Origin of the sequence: Anaerofustis stercorihominis DSM 17244, assembly GCF_000154825.1 — a bacterium.
In the GTDB taxonomy this organism is placed as follows: domain Bacteria; phylum Bacillota; class Clostridia; order Eubacteriales; family Anaerofustaceae; genus Anaerofustis; species Anaerofustis stercorihominis.
The window spans coordinates 312,808-332,010 of record NZ_DS560019.1; the positions used below are offsets into that span (position 1 = coordinate 312,808).

At 32.8% G+C, this 19,203-nt stretch carries 17 protein-coding genes; 7 read left to right on the top strand and 10 right to left on the bottom strand.

The window, feature by feature from the left end; translation table 11 throughout:
* Nucleotides 1-2: 2 nt before the first annotated feature.
* The 8 genes from ANASTE_RS06155 to thiS form a co-directional block, all read right to left on the bottom strand.
* Complete coding sequence (locus ANASTE_RS06155) at nt 3-1,268, bottom strand: FUSC family protein (RefSeq protein WP_007050118.1); 1,266 nt, start codon at nt 1,266-1,268, stop codon at nt 3-5.
* Between the two features lie 139 nt (nt 1,269-1,407).
* Nucleotides 1,408-1,935: a hypothetical protein gene (locus ANASTE_RS06160; RefSeq protein WP_039945247.1), complete on the bottom strand. Its 528-nt coding sequence runs from the start codon at nt 1,933-1,935 to the stop codon at nt 1,408-1,410.
* Nucleotides 1,936-2,085: 150 nt separating this feature from the next.
* On the bottom strand, nt 2,086-4,596 hold the full coding sequence (locus ANASTE_RS11410) for a hybrid sensor histidine kinase/response regulator (RefSeq protein WP_052294600.1): 2,511 nt from the start codon (nt 4,594-4,596) through the stop codon (nt 2,086-2,088).
* Between the two features lie 286 nt (nt 4,597-4,882).
* Nucleotides 4,883-5,452: a thiamine phosphate synthase gene (locus ANASTE_RS06170; RefSeq protein WP_007050121.1), complete on the bottom strand. Its 570-nt coding sequence runs from the start codon at nt 5,450-5,452 to the stop codon at nt 4,883-4,885.
* Entirely contained in the window at nt 5,436-6,611 is a 1,176-nt protein-coding gene (thiH, locus tag ANASTE_RS06175) for a 2-iminoacetate synthase ThiH (protein WP_007050122.1), read from the bottom strand. Before thiH ends, ANASTE_RS06170 begins: the two co-directional genes overlap by 17 nt.
* A gap of 10 nt (nt 6,612-6,621) precedes the next feature.
* Nucleotides 6,622-7,398 (bottom strand): thiazole synthase, encoded by a 777-nt coding sequence (locus tag ANASTE_RS06180; RefSeq protein ID WP_007050123.1) that lies wholly within the window; start codon nt 7,396-7,398, stop codon nt 6,622-6,624.
* An 82-nt stretch (nt 7,399-7,480) separates the two neighbouring features.
* Nucleotides 7,481-8,119: a sulfur carrier protein ThiS adenylyltransferase ThiF gene (thiF, locus tag ANASTE_RS06185; protein ID WP_007050124.1), complete on the bottom strand. Its 639-nt coding sequence runs from the start codon at nt 8,117-8,119 to the stop codon at nt 7,481-7,483.
* Nucleotide 8,120: 1 nt separating this feature from the next.
* Nucleotides 8,121-8,315 (bottom strand): sulfur carrier protein ThiS, encoded by a 195-nt coding sequence (gene thiS, locus ANASTE_RS06190; protein WP_007050125.1) that lies wholly within the window; start codon nt 8,313-8,315, stop codon nt 8,121-8,123.
* 213 nt (nt 8,316-8,528) lie between these two features.
* Between thiS and ANASTE_RS06195 the strand changes: the two genes are divergently transcribed.
* The 7 genes from ANASTE_RS06195 (at nt 8,529) to rbr (ending at nt 15,186) form a co-directional block, all read left to right on the top strand.
* Entirely contained in the window at nt 8,529-8,963 is a 435-nt protein-coding gene (locus ANASTE_RS06195; protein ID WP_007050126.1) for a MarR family winged helix-turn-helix transcriptional regulator, read from the top strand.
* Nucleotides 8,964-9,002: 39 nt separating this feature from the next.
* Nucleotides 9,003-10,817, top strand: coding sequence for an ATP-dependent zinc metalloprotease FtsH (ftsH, locus tag ANASTE_RS06200; protein ID WP_007050127.1), 1,815 nt, complete (start codon nt 9,003-9,005; stop codon nt 10,815-10,817).
* 60 nt (nt 10,818-10,877) lie between these two features.
* Nucleotides 10,878-11,354 (top strand): peptide deformylase, encoded by a 477-nt coding sequence (locus tag ANASTE_RS06205; RefSeq protein ID WP_007050128.1) that lies wholly within the window; start codon nt 10,878-10,880, stop codon nt 11,352-11,354.
* 67 nt (nt 11,355-11,421) lie between these two features.
* A complete protein-coding gene (locus ANASTE_RS06210) occupies nt 11,422-13,206 on the top strand; it encodes a TIGR03960 family B12-binding radical SAM protein (protein WP_007050129.1) in 1,785 nt (594 codons plus the stop codon).
* Nucleotides 13,196-13,861, top strand: coding sequence for a TIGR03936 family radical SAM-associated protein (locus tag ANASTE_RS06215; protein ID WP_052294601.1), 666 nt, complete (start codon nt 13,196-13,198; stop codon nt 13,859-13,861). The genes ANASTE_RS06210 and ANASTE_RS06215 overlap by 11 nt, the downstream gene beginning before the upstream one ends.
* A gap of 74 nt (nt 13,862-13,935) precedes the next feature.
* Nucleotides 13,936-14,496, top strand: a complete 561-nt coding sequence (gene efp, locus ANASTE_RS06220) for an elongation factor P (RefSeq protein WP_007050131.1) — start codon at nt 13,936-13,938, stop codon at nt 14,494-14,496.
* A gap of 153 nt (nt 14,497-14,649) precedes the next feature.
* On the top strand, nt 14,650-15,186 hold the full coding sequence (rbr, locus tag ANASTE_RS06225; protein WP_007050132.1) for a rubrerythrin: 537 nt from the start codon (nt 14,650-14,652) through the stop codon (nt 15,184-15,186).
* Nucleotides 15,187-15,281: 95 nt separating this feature from the next.
* Here rbr and ileS read toward each other — a convergent pair whose 3' ends face one another.
* Together ileS and ANASTE_RS06235 are read right to left on the bottom strand one after the other, a co-directional pair.
* Nucleotides 15,282-18,380, bottom strand: a complete 3,099-nt coding sequence (ileS, locus tag ANASTE_RS06230) for an isoleucine--tRNA ligase (protein ID WP_007050133.1) — start codon at nt 18,378-18,380, stop codon at nt 15,282-15,284.
* A 118-nt stretch (nt 18,381-18,498) separates the two neighbouring features.
* On the bottom strand, nt 18,499-19,143 hold the full coding sequence (locus tag ANASTE_RS06235) for an HAD hydrolase-like protein (RefSeq protein ID WP_039945249.1): 645 nt from the start codon (nt 19,141-19,143) through the stop codon (nt 18,499-18,501).
* Nucleotides 19,144-19,203 lie beyond the last annotated feature (60 nt).

Sequence of the window (19,203 nt, forward strand, 5' to 3'; positions counted from 1 at the left end):
ATTTATATATTTATATTCTTATATATCTCAAATAATCTATTTATATTTATTATATATTGTCTTGTAAAATAATTTACATTATCATCTTCAAATATAAAATTGTCATTTAAATAATCATTATCTATAAATAAATCGTTTATTTCTAAATGAGTAAAATAATCAGCCAGTCTAAATAAATTTTCCATATCATTATAATCTATACTTCTGGTTTGAATAACCCATAAAATCTGCTCGGCTTCCGAAAGCATTCTCCAGTGAACCGTAAGGATATCCCTATATTTCTTAGCCTTATTTGTATCTTCCATACCTTTAATATAGTTTTCTGAGTCCATATATATCATATGAAAATAATTAAGAGCATTATGAAACATTCCATTATCTATATGCGACAATAAACTTTTATAAATAAGCTCCCAGCTCATAAATTGAATATCGTTTAATGTATTTATATTAAGTTTAAACATATATTCCTTTTTGTTTGGAAATAGTAAATTATTCACCAACATTACTATAAATACAGCAATGAACAAATATAGTAATCTCATTTGTATAGCAGTAGTATTGTTCATACTCAGTGAAGCCATGGAAAGAGCATATACCGTTGAAAAAATCGGCTGATACCAAGTTCCGGGGGTAAGTGAATACATTATGGAAAGCATAAGGAATGACAATATAAATATACCCGTTACTCCGGGAAGATATGGGTAAATAAAGAATATAATGATACACCCTATAACAGTACCGATTGGTCTCGTAATCATACGCTTATTGGATTCTTCATAGCCGGGCTGCAAAAGAAGCAGTGCATTAAGAGGTATCCAGTATAGATGACTTATGTTAAATATTTTACATAAACTTACTGTTAAAGTCATAACAAATATAAGCCTTATAGCATACCTTACTTCAAAAGATTTAGAGCTGAATTTTCTATTCAATCTATTTAAATATTTATTGACATTCTCGGTCAATGGATGTTTGATATTATCTCTATTTTCAATAGTAACGTTCTTTAAAATTAGAATAAGCATATAAAGAAAACTATTGTAAAAAGTTTTTATTCTCTCATCTTTAAATTTACCGATTTTAATCAGTTTTTTAGCCTCTGATATCAAAATAGAATTATCATTTTCTTCTATTTTAATTCTTACATTATTCAAAAAGATGGATAAAGAGTCAATACATATCATACATTCAAATTTGTTTATATAATCCCCATTATTCAAATCAGAGCAAAGATATGTACTTCTTTGAAATAAAATAGCCATCATATAATCTATTTTAACTTTATTTGTAGTTTTGCCTACCCTGCTCTTCTTTAAGTAAGCACTTTGCTGATAAGAAGTTGAGTAACTAAAAAGTTCATCACAGACTCTTTTATATTCACCACTGTTAATTAGGAGAAGTCTATTAGATAAGATGGATAAACCTTCTTGTTAAATTTTTTATTTGAGAATATTCTTTTTTATTAAAAAAAGAAAATAACATTAAAGAAACTATTAAAAATATATCGCATATTAACATAACAAATAATTCAAATGAAAAATTTGAAATACCTAAGGGTTTTAGCTGTACAAAAATAAAAGTCATTACATAAGCAAATGCACCTTTGGGATTAAATTGTGAAGACTGAAAAACTACTAAAATAAACAGTACCGATATATTTAAAAATACACAAAGAAATATATTAAATGTAGCTATAATCCCAAGAAAACATAGTAAAGCTTCTAATAAAAATAATTTAAATAGTTCATTTATAGATAAATTTTTAGGATACTTAACCTTAAACACAGTAGTGAAAGCCGATACCATTATCGCATATTGTGCTCCAAAAAACGAAACAATAACTATAAAAAGAATTATAAAGAAAAAAATTGTAGGAAGCTGGGCTACGTAATTTCGAGGTAAATTTTTAATATCTTTTATAAAATCACCCAATATCATCACCCTTTTACAAACTTTTGTATAATTATATAGCTATGGAATACTAAAATCAATATTTTAAATAAAAATGGCTAAATAAAAAAGAAACATATGAATGTTTCTTTTTTATTACTTTTATTTTATTATTTAAATGACCACAAAGCATTATTTTCCTTTAAGCCATTCTTTTAATGTATTTATTAAATTATTGTATTCAACAGGTTTTGTTATATATCCGTTCATACCAACAGCTTCCGCTCGTTCCATGGAAGCCTGAAAAGCATCTGCCGTCATAGCAATTATAGGTATGGAATGAGCATCGGCTCTATCAAGTTCTCTGATCGTTTTTGCCTCTTCATATCCGTTCATATTAGGCATTTGGATATCTGTAATTATCATATCGTAGTAATATTCTGATGAGTTTTTAAATTTTTCAACAGCCTCTGTACCATTCCATGCCTCATCTATATTCAAATCTACCATACCCAAAAGTTCTTTGGCTATTTCCATATTAAGCTCATTATCTTCAACGAGTAATACTCGATATTTATTAAAAGATATATTTTCAGCAGCAGTTTCTTTTCTCTTTAAAGTAGCTCCATTATTACCCTGAGAAAATTTTAATTTTAAGCATACGGTAAAACAGCTTCCCTTTCCTTGTTCACTGACAACATCGATAGTCCCGTTCATTAAAGATATGAGACGATTGACGATTGAAAGACCTAATCCGGAGCCCTCTATTTTGCTTACGGTGGAACGTTCCGCTCGTTCAAACGGATCGAATAATTTATCTATGAATTCCGGTGCGATACCTATACCGTTATCATTGACCGAAATATTATATATACCATAGCCTTCCTCTTCACAATAAACTTCTTCTGCTTTTATTTCAACAAATCCTCCCGCAGGTGTAAACTTCAAAGCATTATTTATTAAATTCATCAGTATTTGATTTATCCTTAGCATATCGCCGTTAACATCCGAATGCTTGATTTTATTCATATCCAAGGTCAAATCAAGTCCTTTTTCAAGAGCCTGTCCTTTAAATATTTCGTATGCTTCTTTCAATAAAGAAGTCAAATTAAAGTTTTCTTTACATAATTCAAGCTTGCCACTCTCTATTTGACTCATATCAAGGACACCTTGAATCAGCTCCATTAAATGTTCGCTCGACAATGTAATTTTATCCAGGCAATCTGCAACTTTCTTCTTATCATCCAAATTAGAATAAGCAATATTGACCATTCCTACAATCGCATTCATCGGCGTACGGATATCATGACTCATACTGGTTAAAAATTCACTCTTTGCACGATTTGCCTGTTCTGCGGTAATCAAAGCTTCTTCAAGTACTTTCTTCTTTTCCTGTTCCTCACTTTCATCTGTAAGAACCATAAATGCCCATTTTACACCATCCTCTACTATTTTATATACACGAAGTCTGAAAGGATGAGTTTCATTTGTATTAGGATTAAACAATTCTCTTTCTATATTATATAGTTTATCATCTTTACCGTTATCCATATAATCAATCAATTCTTTTAGAGTCGGAGAAGAAAATTTAGTATCATTTAACCAGTCCTCGGAAGATATCCCAAGCACATGTGATAAATTACTGCTGAGGTATTCCAATTTTTTCTTATCCAAATTATAAGCAAGAAATACTTCATTTACATTTTCAGTCATCATATTAAACATCTTTTCTCTGGCAAATATATCTCTGTTTTTCCTCAGCGAGAATAATAAAATCAATGATAAATAAATTGCCAATTTGATTGCAAGAGAATAAAAAGTATTGTTAAAACTTCCAAAGAAATCGGTACGCATTACGATTTTCCAAGGAGTACCTTCTATAGGCATATAATCTACATACTCAAGTCTGCCATTATTTATCCCCCAGTAATCACCGGATTTACCTTTATTCAAATTTTTTTCTAAATCATCAAAAGATATACTGACCCATTTGCTTTTCCCATAGGCTTCTTCTAAGCTATTACCCACAATACTGGTTTCAGGGTTTGCACTAACATTATTTTTACTGTCTACAAGAGTAAAGTAATAATTATCCTGAAGAGAATTGCTTATGATAATATTATTAATAAAATCAAATTTTATGGATACCGTAATGGCTCCTGCGATTTTTTTACCATTATAATAAGGTATCCAAATCGTGTATATTTGGGTCTTACCGTCGGCACCGGCCAAATATGTATCTGTAAGGACCAATTTTCCGGTCGCCATCATTTCTTTAAAAGCAGGACGGCTGCTTAAATCGCCTAAACCTTCATCATTGAGCATGGCAGTTGAAGTGATCTGCTTTCTTTCCAAAGTGCTTCCCAAAATACCTTTTTCATTTGTAATTCCAAGCATAAAAAGATCATAAGCATCCGCATAAGGAATGAGAAGCTGTGCTCTTTGACGCAGTGAAAGGGAAGTATCTTTTGTAGTCGAAGCGGCAGCTATAGCATCTCCCAAATTCCAAACCGATTTTATATATTCGCTTATCCTGCTTTCAGTTCTTTTTATAGTATCAAGAGAATTTTCTTTCATGGAAGAAATAGAAAAACCAACCGTCGTTGAAATATCAAATATAATTAGTATAAGGCAAATTAACCTAAACCACCTCATTAAAGAACCCAAATTAAGCTTCTTTAAATTAAATTTTCGTTTTAACACCGCTTATATCCCCCTTATTAAGCGTTAGATATCATTTTAATTAAAGTCATCTTTCATTATTTTGTTTCTTTTTTAATTAAGAATATAAATATTTTTATACCTTACAAAAAAATAAAGTTACAAAAATATAGAAAATGAACAATAAAAAACAATAAATATAATTCTTGTGTTCAATTATATCACAGTTGAACAAATAAGTACATTATTAGATATTTTTATTTGTTCAGATATCCTCTTACCTAAATAATTAAACAATAAAAAAGAACTTAATTATAAGCTCTTTTTATCATATATTGCCTTTCATAAACTCAGACATAATACATACACCTTCGGCACCGCATTTTAATACTTTATCCATATTATTAATATTTATACCGCCTATTCCATATACCGGAATACTAATATTAATTGTTATATCTTTTATAAAATCAAGGCCTCTTCCTTTCATTCCTTTTTTGCAGTCCGTTTCAAAAATATGTCCCGCAGTTATATACGATGCTCCAAGATTTTCTGCTTCCACAGCTTCTTCCATACTGTGTGTTGATATACCTATAACATCAAAATATTTTAGTTTAGATTTTTGTTCTTTTGCTATATATAAAGGTAAATGTATATTTTTAACCCCAAGGCTAATAGCAGTATCAATAAAACTATGCAAAATCAAATCTACATTTTCTCTATCACATATTTTCATAACTTCTTCTGCCAGCTTACTATATTCATTTTCGCTTAAATCTTTTTCTCTAAGTACTATATACTTTGGATGTTTTTTTGCAATTTTTTCTATTCTTTCAAGAAAAGGAATATCAGATAAGTGTCTGTTTGTTATACATATTATATTACTGTAAGTACACATAATCGTTCATCACCGGTTGTAAGCCTTTATCTTTTATTGCATTCAAAACTTCATCAAGACTTCTGTCGTCACATATTTCAAATTGGTCATCGCCTTTTTCTTCAACATCATCCGTGTGGCTTCCAATTCCTGTACTGACTCCTGCTGATATTTTTGTAGCACACATTCCGATGACATTATCCCTGAAACCTTCTCTTTCTCTAGTTGAAATCGTAAGTCCCGCAAAAGGCATAAATAATCGATACGCACACATTACTTGAAGAAGCTGTGGTTCATGTACATCTTTGGGGTTTATTTTATCATTGTTTATAATAGGACGAAGCCTTGGACATGAAAAAGATATCTCGGCATGAGGATATTTCCTTTGAAGCAAATAAGCATGAAGCCCCGTTGCAAGGGCATCCTTCCTAAAATCATCAAGTCCTAAAAGCGCAGCAAAAGCAACACCTCTCATACCTCCCATCAGTGCTCTTTCCTGAGCATTAAACCTATATGGGAATATCCTTTTATGCCCCATTAAATGAAGTGTTTCATATTTATCGGAATTGTATGTTTCCTGAAAAACCGTAACAAAGTCCGCACCATGTTCATGCAAATATTTATATTCATCACTGTTCATGGGATATACTTCCACCCCAACATTTTTAAAGTATTTCTTTGCTATTTCACACGCTTTGCCGATATACTCCACATCTGACATTTTTCTGCTTTCCCCTGTAAGTATAAGTATCTCCTCTATTCCTGTTTTGCTGATTGCGTCCATTTCCTTTTCAATATCTTCAAATGTAAGTTTAGCTCTTCTTATTTTGTTGTAACAGTTAAACCCGCAGTATATGCAGTAGTTTTCACAGTAATTGGAAATATATATCGGAGTAAATAAATAAACTGAATTACCGAAATGTTTTTTTGTTTCGTTCGTCGAAAGCCTTGCAATATCTTCAAGATAGGGAAGTGCTGCGGGAGATAACAATGCCTTAAAGTCTTCTATACTTTTTTCTTCACTGTTCAATGCTCTTATAACATCTTCTTTTGTAAAAGTATCAAAATCAGTAAGGTTTATTTCTTTTATTACCTTGTCCATAATATCGGAAGAAATTTCTTCCATACCATCCATATATTCCATATGGTTTACTTTTCTCATTTCGTTAATACTCATCATAACCGATCTCCTAATCTCTTAAAAATCCGGTCAAAGGAGAAGATGAAACCGCACCGTCTTCTATAACCCTGCCCAGTCCGGCAAGATAAGCTTTTCTTCCCGCATTGATAGCATCTTTGAACGCACTTGCCATTAGAGGGATGTCTTTTGCCGTTGCTATGGCAGTATTTACCATGACCGCATCAGCTCCCATTTCCATCACTTCACAAGCTTCGCTCGGTTTCCCAAGCCCTGCGTCTACGATAACAGGAACATCAATTTCATTAATAAGTACTCTAATAAATTCCTTTGTTGAAAGTCCTTTATTTGAACCTATGGGAGAAGCAAGAGGCATAACACAGGCTGCACCGGCATTCACCATATCCCTCGCAGCATTTAAATCGGGATACATATATGGCATTACCGTAAAACCTTCTTTTGCAAGCTCTTCCGTAGCTTTTATGGTTTCATAATTGTCGGGAAGAAGGTACTTGGACTCATGAATCACTTCTATTTTTATAAAATCTCCGCAGCCCAGTTCTCTGGATAACTTAGCTATACGAACAGCTTCCTTTGCATTTCTGGCACCGGAAGTATTAGGCAGCAATGTAACGCCCTCAGGTATAAAATCAAGTATGTTTTCACCTTTTACCGTATTTGCTCTCCTTAAAGCTAAAGTTATTATTTCGGCATCGGCATATTTTACAGCCGCCTCAATCAGATTTAAATCATATTTACCGGAACCCAGTATAAATCTTGAATCGAATTCTTTATCTCCTATTATTAATTTATCCTTTTCTTTGTTCATTTATTATGTCTCCTTTTATTTATATCTATATCCTCGGGGCACTACGCCTTGCTTCGCAAGATTCCGCGCCCCTTAACCACATCTAAACTTCATTTTCACCTAATATGAGCCTTATGACCATATTTGCCTGATGTCCCGCACAAATACTTACTCTCGGTGACATAAGCCCCATTCCTTCATTTATATCGCTTACCCCATCTCCGCAGATATAAAGATTTTTCATCTTCTTTGTTGTTTTTATCAGATTGGAACTGCCGTAACCTGCCATACCGCTTCCGGAAACGATTTTTTTATCTTTATATGTTGTAAGCAGTGAATTTATGAGCATTGCTTTATTCTCTGCATTATCGAAAGCTTCGCAAATAATATCAATATCTTTAAAAATATCAGACGCATTATTCTCATCTATTTTGGTAGTTTCATAAGTAATATTTAAATAAGGATTTATACTTTTTAGGATTTTAGCCGCTGCCTGTGTTTTATACATTCCAAGATGATCAATATAATAATTCTGTCTGTTTAGATTGCTCAAGTCTACCTTATCAAAATCAACGATATGTAAGTTTCCCACACCGCTTCTGGCAAGCATTGCAGCAATGTTAGAACCAAGCCCCCCAAGTCCCGCAATACCTACTTTGGCACTCTTGAGTTTATTGTGAATATCCTCGCTAAATCTTATATCCATTATTTTATTTATTTCATCTCTGGTTGGAGTATTCATTTCAGCCACCTCCCACAAAGCTAACTACTTCCAGCTTATCATCATCTTTTATAATCACTTTTTCATAATCATTTTTACTAACTATTTCCTCGTTTAGTTCAATGGCAACTTTTGAACTGTCATATTGAAGTTTAAGAAGTAATTCCTTTAAATTGATATCTTTAAAATCAAAACTTTCTCCGTTTACTCTAATCATAATCCCTCCTTAAATTAATAATGTTCTATAAAATAAAAATACCACAAGAAGAAACTACACCCGCGGTGGTGTACCCCTTCTTGTGGTAATCACAATCTAAAAATCATTATAATAATTTAATTATTATTTGTCAATTAAAATTAGATTAGAATTATTGACTTTAGTATATAACTACATTAAAATATGTAGCATAGTACATATTGGGAGGATATTATGTCAACAGTAGAAAATCTTGAATTTTATTTTAAAAGAATTAACGACGCAATGATATCCTACGCAAACAATGAATTGAAAGAACTGGATCTTACTTTTTCTCAAATGGAAGTGATTAGTTTTTTAATCGAAAATAAAGACAAAAAAATATATCAAAAGGATATAGAAAGATATTTTAACTTATCTCATCCGACGGTAATCGGGCTTCTTAAAAGATTACAAACAAAAGAACTTATATCAATAAATATAAGCAGTGAAGACAGAAGGAAAAGAAATATTGAGCTTACTGACAAAGTTTTTGATATAAAAGAAAAAATGAATTGTAAAATGAAAGAAATGGAAAAGTATGTAAGAAGATTTTTAGATGATGATGAACTTACAGAACTGGAAAGGTTACTTAGAATAATATGTGAAAATGTTATATATAATTTATGATAAATAATTGGTAATGTATTTAAATAAAAGGAGAATAAAATGAACAAAATGGACAACGGAACGAAGAAAACACTTAGTATATACGCAGTACTCTTGCTTATAGTAATACTTTTAAATACCATAGTCATCCCTATGATGACTTCTCAGCAAATAAAGGAAGTAGACTACAGCACTTTTCTTACCATGACGGAGCAAAAGAAAATAGATCAAGTAGAAATAACCTCAAATAAAATAATTTTCTCGGATAAATCTAATCCTAAAAAATATTATAAAACGGGAATAGTTGATGATACGGGACTTGTAAGCAGACTACAGGAAAGCGGAGCAAAATTCGGGAGCGAAATAGTAGAAAAGAATTCTATATTTTCAAGTATCTTCTGGTTCTTGTTACCGATTATTCTGGTAACCGTATTCTTTAGCTTTATAAGCAGAAAAATGGCGGGAAGAATGGGACCGGGCGGAATGAATACGATGCAGTTTGGCAAAAGCAACGCCAAAGTATATGTTAAATCAACGGACGGAGTAAAATTTAAAGATGTAGCCGGAGAAGACGAAGCAAAAGAAGCTCTAACTGAAATCGTAGACTTTTTACATAACCCGGGAAGATATCAGCAAATCGGTGCAAAGATACCTAAAGGAGCACTTCTCGTAGGACCTCCGGGAACTGGTAAAACTCTCCTAGCAAAAGCTGTAGCGGGAGAAGCAAATGTACCTTTCTTCTCTATTTCAGGTTCTGAGTTCGTAGAGATGTTTGTCGGTATGGGGGCGGCTAAAGTAAGAGATCTATTCAAGCAGGCTAATGAAAAAGCACCTTGTATAGTATTTATAGACGAAATAGATACCATAGGAAAGAAAAGAGGAAACGCAAATATAGGCGGTAATGACGAGAGAGAACAAACGCTTAATCAGCTGCTTACGGAAATGGACGGCTTTGATTCTTCAAAAGGTGTTATTATCCTTGCAGCATCAAACAGACCGGATTCACTTGACCCTGCACTTTTAAGACCGGGAAGATTTGATAGGAGGATACCTGTTGAACTGCCAGATTTAAAAGGAAGGGAAGAAATATTAAAGGTTCATGCGAAAAATATAAAACTTGCAAATGATGTAGATTTCTCCATAATAGCAAGAACGGCGGCGGGAGCAAGCGGTGCGGAACTTGCAAATATGATAAATGAAGCCGCTCTGCACGCCGTAAGAAACGGAAGAAGCGAAGTTACACAAGCAGATTTGGAAGAAAGTATCGAAACGGTCATAGCGGGATATCAAAAGAAAAATAAAGTCCTTTCAGATAAAGAAAAGCTTATCGTTTCATACCACGAAGTGGGTCATGCACTTGTTGCGGCTAAACAAACCGATTCGGCACCTGTTACAAAAATCACAATTATCCCCAGAACTTCCGGAGCTTTAGGTTATACTCTTCAGGTAGATGAAGGTGAACACAATTTAATGAGCAAAGAAGAAATAGAAAATAAAATCGCTACATTCACAGGCGGAAGAGTCGCTGAAGAACTTATATTCAAATCCATTACAACCGGAGCGGCAAACGATATAGAACAGGCGACTAAACTTGCCAGGGCGATGATAACAAGATTTGGTATGAGTGACGAATTCGGAATGGTTGCTTTGGAAACCGAAAGCAATGCTTACTTAGGCGGAGATACTGCTCTTGCATGTTCCAACGAAACAGCTACTATTATAGATAAAAAAGTGGTTTCCCTTGTAAACGAGCAATATGAAAAAGCTAAACAAATACTTACGGAAAACATGGCTAAACTCCATGAAATCGCCAAATTCTTATATGAACAAGAAACAATAACCGGCGAGGAATTTATGAAGATATTGAATTCATAATAAATATTGATATTGCCTTTATTATATATAGAGGCAATATTTTTATATAAGGAGAAATAAATGATAAAAGAAATATTATTACTGGGAAATCCCAACCTTTATAAAGTAAGTAAAGAAGTAAAAGAAGAAGAAATCCAACTGCTAAAAAATATCGAGATTGATTTACATGACACCTTAATGAACTACAGGAAAGTACATGGTGCGGGGAGGGCAATCGCTGCACCTCAAATAGGAATAGAAAAAAGAATATTATACATGAATATAGATAAACCTATTTTAATTGTGAACCCTAAGCTGACATTTCCGGACAGTGAGAAAATACAAGTAATGGATGACTGCATGTCATTCCCCAATTTAACCGTAAAGGTTGAAAGATATAAAAATTGCATTTTAAATTATAAAGACAGAAATTTTAGCGACTGCAAAATGATTTTAAAAGATGATTTATCGGAGCTGATTCAACACGAATACGATCATCTTGACGGGATACTTGCTACAATGAGAGGTATAGATAGCAAATCCTTTTATTTAAAATAAGTATATTTTGAAAAAACAGTAAAAAATGTTATAATAAAGCCTCAAAAAACATAAGGAAAATTATATTATGAACGATTTAAAAGAATATTTATTTGAAAATATATTACCGAACGTCGAAAAACCTTCAAGATATATAGGAGATGAATTCAACAGCGTAAAACCAAAGGAAAACCCTAAGGTAAGGTTTGCTTTTTGTTTTCCCGATATATATGAAATCGGTATGTCTCACCTTGGAATGAAGATACTCTATGAAGTATTAAATAAGGAAGAAGATGTAATGTGCGAAAGAGTATTCGCACCTAAAATGGATATGGCGGAAGAGATGAGAAAACATGACTTCCCCCTTTTTTCTTTGGAAAGTTTTTCTAAAGTATCGGACTTTGATTTTGTCGGATTTACCATACAATTTGAAATGTGCCTTACTACAATCCTTTTAATGCTGGATCTGGCGAATATCCCGTTCCTTTCAAAAGACAGAACAGAAGAAGACCCAATCGTAGTATGCGGAGGACCCTGTACTTGTAATCCAGAACCTTTTGCTGATTTCTTTGACCTTATAATGCTGGGAGAAGGAGAAGAGGTACTTCCTCATTTAATGGATATCTATAAAAATTTTTCTTCTAAAAATGAATTTTTAATTAAAGCAAGTGAAGTAGTAGGAGTATATATCCCAAATCTTGATGAAATAAAACAGGAACATATCGAAAAGTCAATCATACCAAGTATGAATAATGTATATTCTTTGAAAAAGCCTATAGTACCTTATACCCCTCCCGTACATGACAGGATATCACTCGAAGTCATGAGAGGATGTTTCAGAGGATGCAGGTTCTGTCAGGCGGGAATGATCTATCGTCCGGTAAGACAAAAATCACTGCCTACTTTAATAGAGCAGGCAGATGAACTTATCAAAAACACAGGCTACGAAGAAATATCCCTAACGAGTCTGAGTACCACAGACCACTTCCACTGTATGGAACTGGTTAAATATCTTGTAGACAATTACAAAGATAAAAGAATAAATGTTTCTCTTCCATCTCTTAGAATGGACGAGTTCTCTTTGGAACTTTCTGAAGAAGTCGGGTCACTGAAGAAAAACTCTCTTACTTTTGCTCCCGAAGCGGGAAGTCAAAGAATGAGGAATGTAATAAATAAAAATTTAACCGAAGAAGATATTTTAGGAACCATAAAAAGAGTATTCGAAGCCGGATATTCAAAAATAAAATTATATTTTATGATAGGTCTTCCCTACGAAACAGATGAAGACATAAAAGGAATAGCTGATCTCGCACAAAAAATAATAAATATTTATTATAGTTTGGAAAAGAAAAAAAGACCTAAGCCATTTAAATTAACTGTCAGCACATCTTGTTTCGTACCAAAACCTTTTACAGCATTTCAGTGGTTCCCTCAAAATTCAATGAAAGAATTCCATAGAAAACAGCAGTATTTAAAATCATTAATGCCCAAAATGGTAACTTATAATTATCACGACAGCAAATTATCAATGCTTGAAGCGGTACTTGCAAAAGGAGAAAGATTTTTATCAAAGGCAATCATAAAAGCATACGAAAACGGATGTGTATTCGACTCATGGTTCGACCATTTCAACTACGCAGGCTGGATGGATGCTCTTAGATCCATAGGTATAGAACCCCAGGAATATGCTTCCAGAGAACTTAATTATGAAGATGAGCTTCCATGGGATAAATTCGATTATCATATCGATAAAGAATTTTTGATAAAAGAAAACGAAAAAGCAAAAAAAGAAACAACAACTCCGCCTTGTCACAAGAAATGTTCAGCATGCGGAATAAGTAAAGCATACGGGAGGTGTGAATTTGAAGTATAGACTTAAATACGTAAAAAAGGATAATTTAATATTTATATCCCACCTTGATATATTAAAAGTACTGCAAAGAGCCTTTAGAAGAGCAGGGCTAAATCTCGAGCATTCAAAAGGATTTAATCCTCATCCCAAAGTTCATTTTGCACCGCCACTTCCCCTATTTACATCTTCAATGGGAGAATATGTAGATGTTGAAACAAGAGAAGATTTTAATGAAAAAGAGTTACAAAAAAGATTAAATAATTCACTGCCGGATAATCTTCAAATCATAAAAGCGGAAAAGCTGGAAGAAAATGCAAAAAGCCTGGGAAAATCTTTGGACAGTGCCATATATAATATAATATTTACATTTGACGATATCAATAATATATCAGCTGAGGAAATAAGTGATTTTATTGTAAAAAGCGATGAATTAAATATTACTAAGAAAAATAAAAAAGGCAGGACAGTGACAAAGAATATAAAACCAAGTATATTTAATTTTAAATGTGAGATAAGCGGAAATAATCTAATTATAAATACAAAATTATCCCTAAGAACAGATGAAATATTATCTCCGACAAATGTCATCAATATTCTAAGGGAAAACTTTGCAGAATTAAATAATGCAAAAAAAGTAAAGTTAGAAAAAAAAGATACATTACTGTTTTCAAACTAAAATATGTATGATATAATATTTTAAATGTGTAATGAAAAACAATTAAAAGTTAACAAATTTATTGGAGGTATATTATGATTTCAGCAGGCGATTTTAGAAATGGTGTAACATTTGAAATGGACAACGATGTTTATACGATCGTACAATTTCAGCATGTAAAACCGGGAAAAGGAAGCGCTTTTGTAAGAGCAAAGATTAAAAATATAAAAACAGGATCAACGGTAGAAAGAACTTTCTCACCAAATGAAAAGTTTTCTAAAGCAGATATTTCGACAAAAGAAATGCAGTATCTATACAATGACGGAGAACTTTACTACTTCATGGACGGTGAAACTTATGACCAAATCCCACTTAACTATGACCAGGTAGCAGACGCTATAGTTTACTTAAAGGAAAATGATAATGCCACAATCAGATTCCATTCCGGAGAAGCTTTCAGCGTAGCACCTCCATTATTTGTTGAATTAGAAATAACAGAAACAGAACCGGGATTCAAAGGCGATACAGCACAGGGAGCTACAAAACCCGCAACGGTAGAAACAGGAGCACAAGTTAACGTACCTCTATTCGTTGAAGAAGGTGATGTAATCAGAATCGATACAAGAACCGGTGAATATATGGAAAGAGTTAAATAAATATTTTTATAAGACCGTTTATGCGGTCTTTTTTTATTTATTTAAAATCTAATTTTTAGGAATGATTATTAATGTCAATTAAAAAGGTTACATTTACCAATTAAGTGTGTTATAATATGTTATACGAGATGACCATATAGGAGGTAAATAATTATGGGTAAATTAGACGGAACAAAAACACTTGAAAACTTAAAAACTGCTTTTGGCGGAGAAAGTGAAGCTAGAAATAAATACACATATTACGCTAGCAAAGCTAAAAAAGAAGGGTATAATCAAATTGCTGAATTCTTTGAAGAAACAGCTAACAATGAAAAAGAACATGCTAAACTTTGGTTCAAATTAATTCATGGTATCGGAACTACAGAAGAAAATCTTATTGATGCAGCTGCAGGTGAAAACTATGAATGGACAGAAATGTACGCAACATTCGCTAAAGAAGCAAGAGAAGAAGGTTTAGACGATATCGCAGAAGCTTTTGAAGGGGTTCTTAAGATAGAAAAAACTCATGAAGAAAGATATAATGCTTTACTTAAAAATGTAAAAGAAAACAAAGTATTCGCTAAAGACGAAGAAGTTATTTGGGAATGCGGTAACTGCGGACATTTAGTAGTTGCTAAAGACGCACCTAAAGTTTGTCCTGTTTGTAAACATCCTCAAGCTTATTTCTTTATCAAAAAACAAAATTATTAATAAACTGTTCGTAAAAAAAGAATAGCTGAAGCTATTTCTTTTTTTTATTTGATATAAAACAAAAAGAGTGCATCAGCACTTCTTTTAAATTACAATTATTTTCTTTTTAAAGTTATAATTGCTTCCCTATCATTTAATTTAACATTATTTCCATCATTTTTAGTATAAATTATATTATCGCATAATGTTTCTTTTTTAAGATAAGCTTCAAACTCTTCAATAGAACCCTTGATTACATCATCACAATCAATAGTTATATCTATTCTATCGGTAACTTCATAATCATTATTTTTTCTCATTTGTTGAACTTTAGAAATCACTTCTCTTACATAACCTTCTTTTATTAAGTCATCATCTAAATTTGTATCTAAAATAACAAACAAGTCATCTTCTTTTTGAACATTAAAGCCTTCTTTTGCGTCTGTTCTTACTTCAACCCATTCCTGTTTTAATGTAAGAGGACCTTCAGGCGTATTTAAAGTAACTTCTCCGCTCTTTTCAAGCTCATCTATGGTTTTCTTCGCATCACAGTTATTTAAAGCCGCAACGGCTCTCTTAACGTCTTTGCCTAGAATCTTACCTGCAACTTTAAAGTCAAGCTTCAATATAAAATTCATATATTCTTCCAAGTTATCAGGGAAAGTAACTATTTTAACATTAAGTTCTTCTTTTATTAAATCTATTAAATTACCTATGATATTCTTATCTGCACCGTAAACCAAAATATCTTTAACAGGCTGCCTTACTTTTATATTGGCTTCTTCCCTTGCACTTCTTCCCAAAGATACCAAAGTCCTTACCAAGTCCATTTTGAACTCTGTTTTTTCATCTATTAAATCTTCGTTTACTTCAGGATATCTTTCTATATGAACTGATTCCTTACCCGTCAATTTCCTGAATATTTCTTCAGAAATAAACGGAGCAAAAGGTGCTATCAATTTACATAGACCTATCAACACTTCATAAGTAGTATTGTAAACAGCCTTTTTATCATTATCAAGCTCACTTGCCCAAAATCTTCTTCTGCACCTTCTTATATACCAATTAGATAAATCTTCATTTACAAAATCCTGTATCTTTTTAACAGCTTTCGTATGTTCATTGATTTCCATATCCGCGGTTACCGCTTTTACAAGATTATTGTATTTAGATAAAATCCAAAGGTCGATTTCATCTCTGTCTTTATATTCAACAAAGAACTCTCTTGGATCTACATTATCGGTATTTGCATACATTACAAAGAAAGTATAAACATTCTTTAAAGTATTAAAGAATTTAGATATTACTTCTTTCAAACCTTCTTCGTCGAATTTGGTTGGAGTCCATGCAGGCGATACATATAATAAATACCACCTTAAGGCATCCGCACCGTATTTATCGAATAAATCGAATGGATCAACGGTATTGCCCTTTGATTTACTCATCTTCTGTCCGTTAGCGTCCAAAATCAAATCATTTACAAGTACGCTCTTATACGGAGCTTTTTTCATAATGAAGGTTGAAATTGCAAGTAGAGAATAGAACCATCCTCTGGTTTGATCGATACCTTCACAAATGAAATTCGCAGGGAATTGTTCTTCAAATTCTTCTTTATTTTCAAAAGGATAATGTTGCTGAGCAAAAGGCATGGAACCTGAATCGAACCAGCAGTCTATTACATCTTTTACCCTTGTCATAGACTTTCCGCACTCAGGACACTTGATATGGATCTCATCGACATAAGGTCTGTGAAGTTCTATATTCTCATCTATATTTTCTATGGCATCTTCCACAAGCTGTTTTCTCGAACCCACACTATGAAGATGTCCGCATTCACATCTCCAAATATTAAGAGGAGTCCCCCAGTATCTGCTTCTTGAAATAGCCCAGTCTTTTACGTTCTCGATCCAATTGCCAAATCTTTTTTCCCCTACGAAATCAGGATACCATTTTACGGTATCGTTAGCGGCTACCAGATCTTCTCTAAGCTTTGTCATTTCTATATACCAGCTTGGTTTTCCGTAATATAATAAAGGTGTTTTACATCTCCAGCAATGAGGATAATTATGTTCTATTTTTTGCTTTTTGAATAACATATCATGCTCTTTAAGATATTTAATTATATCTAAATCCGCATCGATAACAAAAGTACCCTTCCAAGGAGTTTCAAGGAATGCTCCATCTTCTCCTACAGGATTTAACACGGGAAGACCATACTTTCTTGATACGTTGTAGTCATCTTCCCCAAATGCAGGTGCGATATGAACTATACCGGTACCGTCTTCTGTAGAAACAAAATCTCCTAAAACCACATAATGTGCTTTTTTGCCCTGTGGGACTTTAACAAAGTCCAAAAGCTGTTCGTATTCTATACCTTCTAAGTCCTTACCTTTCATTTCTTCGATTATTTCATAATCGTCGCCTATAACAGTATTTACCAAAGCTTTGGCTAAAATAAAAGTTTCCCCTTTTGATTTAACTTTTATATAATCAATATCTTCACCTACACAAAGAGCAACGTTTGAAGGAAGTGTCCAAGGAGTGGTTGTCCAAACCAAGAAATATTCATCTTTACCTTTTATCTTGAATGCAACATAAACTGAATTGGTCTTGATATTTTGATATCCCTGAGCAACTTCGTGTGAAGCAAGCCCGGTACCGCATCTTGGGCAGTAAGGTAATATTTTATGCCCCTCATAAATCAAACCTGCATCAAAGAACTCTTTTAAAATCCACCATACAGATTCTATATAATTATTGTCAAGAGTAATATACGGATTATCAAGATCTATGAAATAACCCGTTCTCTTTGTCATATCTCTCCATAGAGCTTCATATGTGAAAACACTTTCTCTGCATTTTTTATTGAATTCGGCAATACCATATTTTTCGATATCACCCTTCCCGTTCATATTTAAAGTCTTTTCTACTTCGATTTCAACAGGAAGTCCATGTGTATCCCAACCGGCTTTTCTCTTAACTCTGTATCCTTGCATATTTTTAAACTTACACACGCTGTCTTTAAGAGTTCTTGCTATAACATGATGAATGCCCGGTTTACCGTTAGCTGTAGGAGGTCCTTCATAAAATACAAAGTTTTCGCATCCCTCTCTTGTTTCAATAGACCTTTTGAGTATATCTATATCTTCCCAATATTTAGATACTTCTTTCTCCATATCTTTGACACTATTTTTATTTAAATCTTCAAATATCATATCTTACTCCATTCCTTTTTTATCCTAAAAAGCACAAAAAGCTTATAATAATACGCTTTTCCTTAACTTATAATTTTATATATTTATTCACTGAGTGTCAAGAAAAAACAACTAAAAACTAACCTAAAATTATCTTAGGTATATCAACAGGCAAATCGGCTATATGAGTTGGTTCGCTTTCTTTTATTTCTTTTAAATCTCCATACCCATAGAGTACTCCTATAGTATCAAGATCATTATCTTTCCCGCCTAATATATCCGGACGTTTATCACCTATCATGATAGCATCCAATTTATCTTTAACATCCATGCTTTTTAAACATGTTTTAATAAATTCACTCTTCGTTCCCCTTGTTTGATATAAATTATTTGCTTGTATAGTCTCAAAATAATTATGTATCCCGACATGCTCCATTTCCATTAATGCTGTTTCTTCAGGCTGACTTGTCGCAACAGACATTTTAATACCACGGTCTTTTAATTCTTCCAATGTCTCAAGCATATTATCAAATACTTGACATTCATAAACACCTTTTTCAAAAAAATACTTATTTCCCACATCTACGGCTTCTCTGGCCCTTTCTTCGCTTAGCCCGAAATCATTTACCAGCCTTCTCGTAAGCGGAGGACCGATCAAAGATTTTATATTTTCATCAGTGTCAAATATCCCGGCATGATTTAAAGATTTCTTAAACATTTTTACAGTGCCTTCAGACGTATCAATCAACGTTCCGTCCAAATCAAAAACAACATATTTATACATATCAAATCTCCTAAAAGTAATTACCTTTAAATTATATAATAAAAACATTTAAAAATAAAG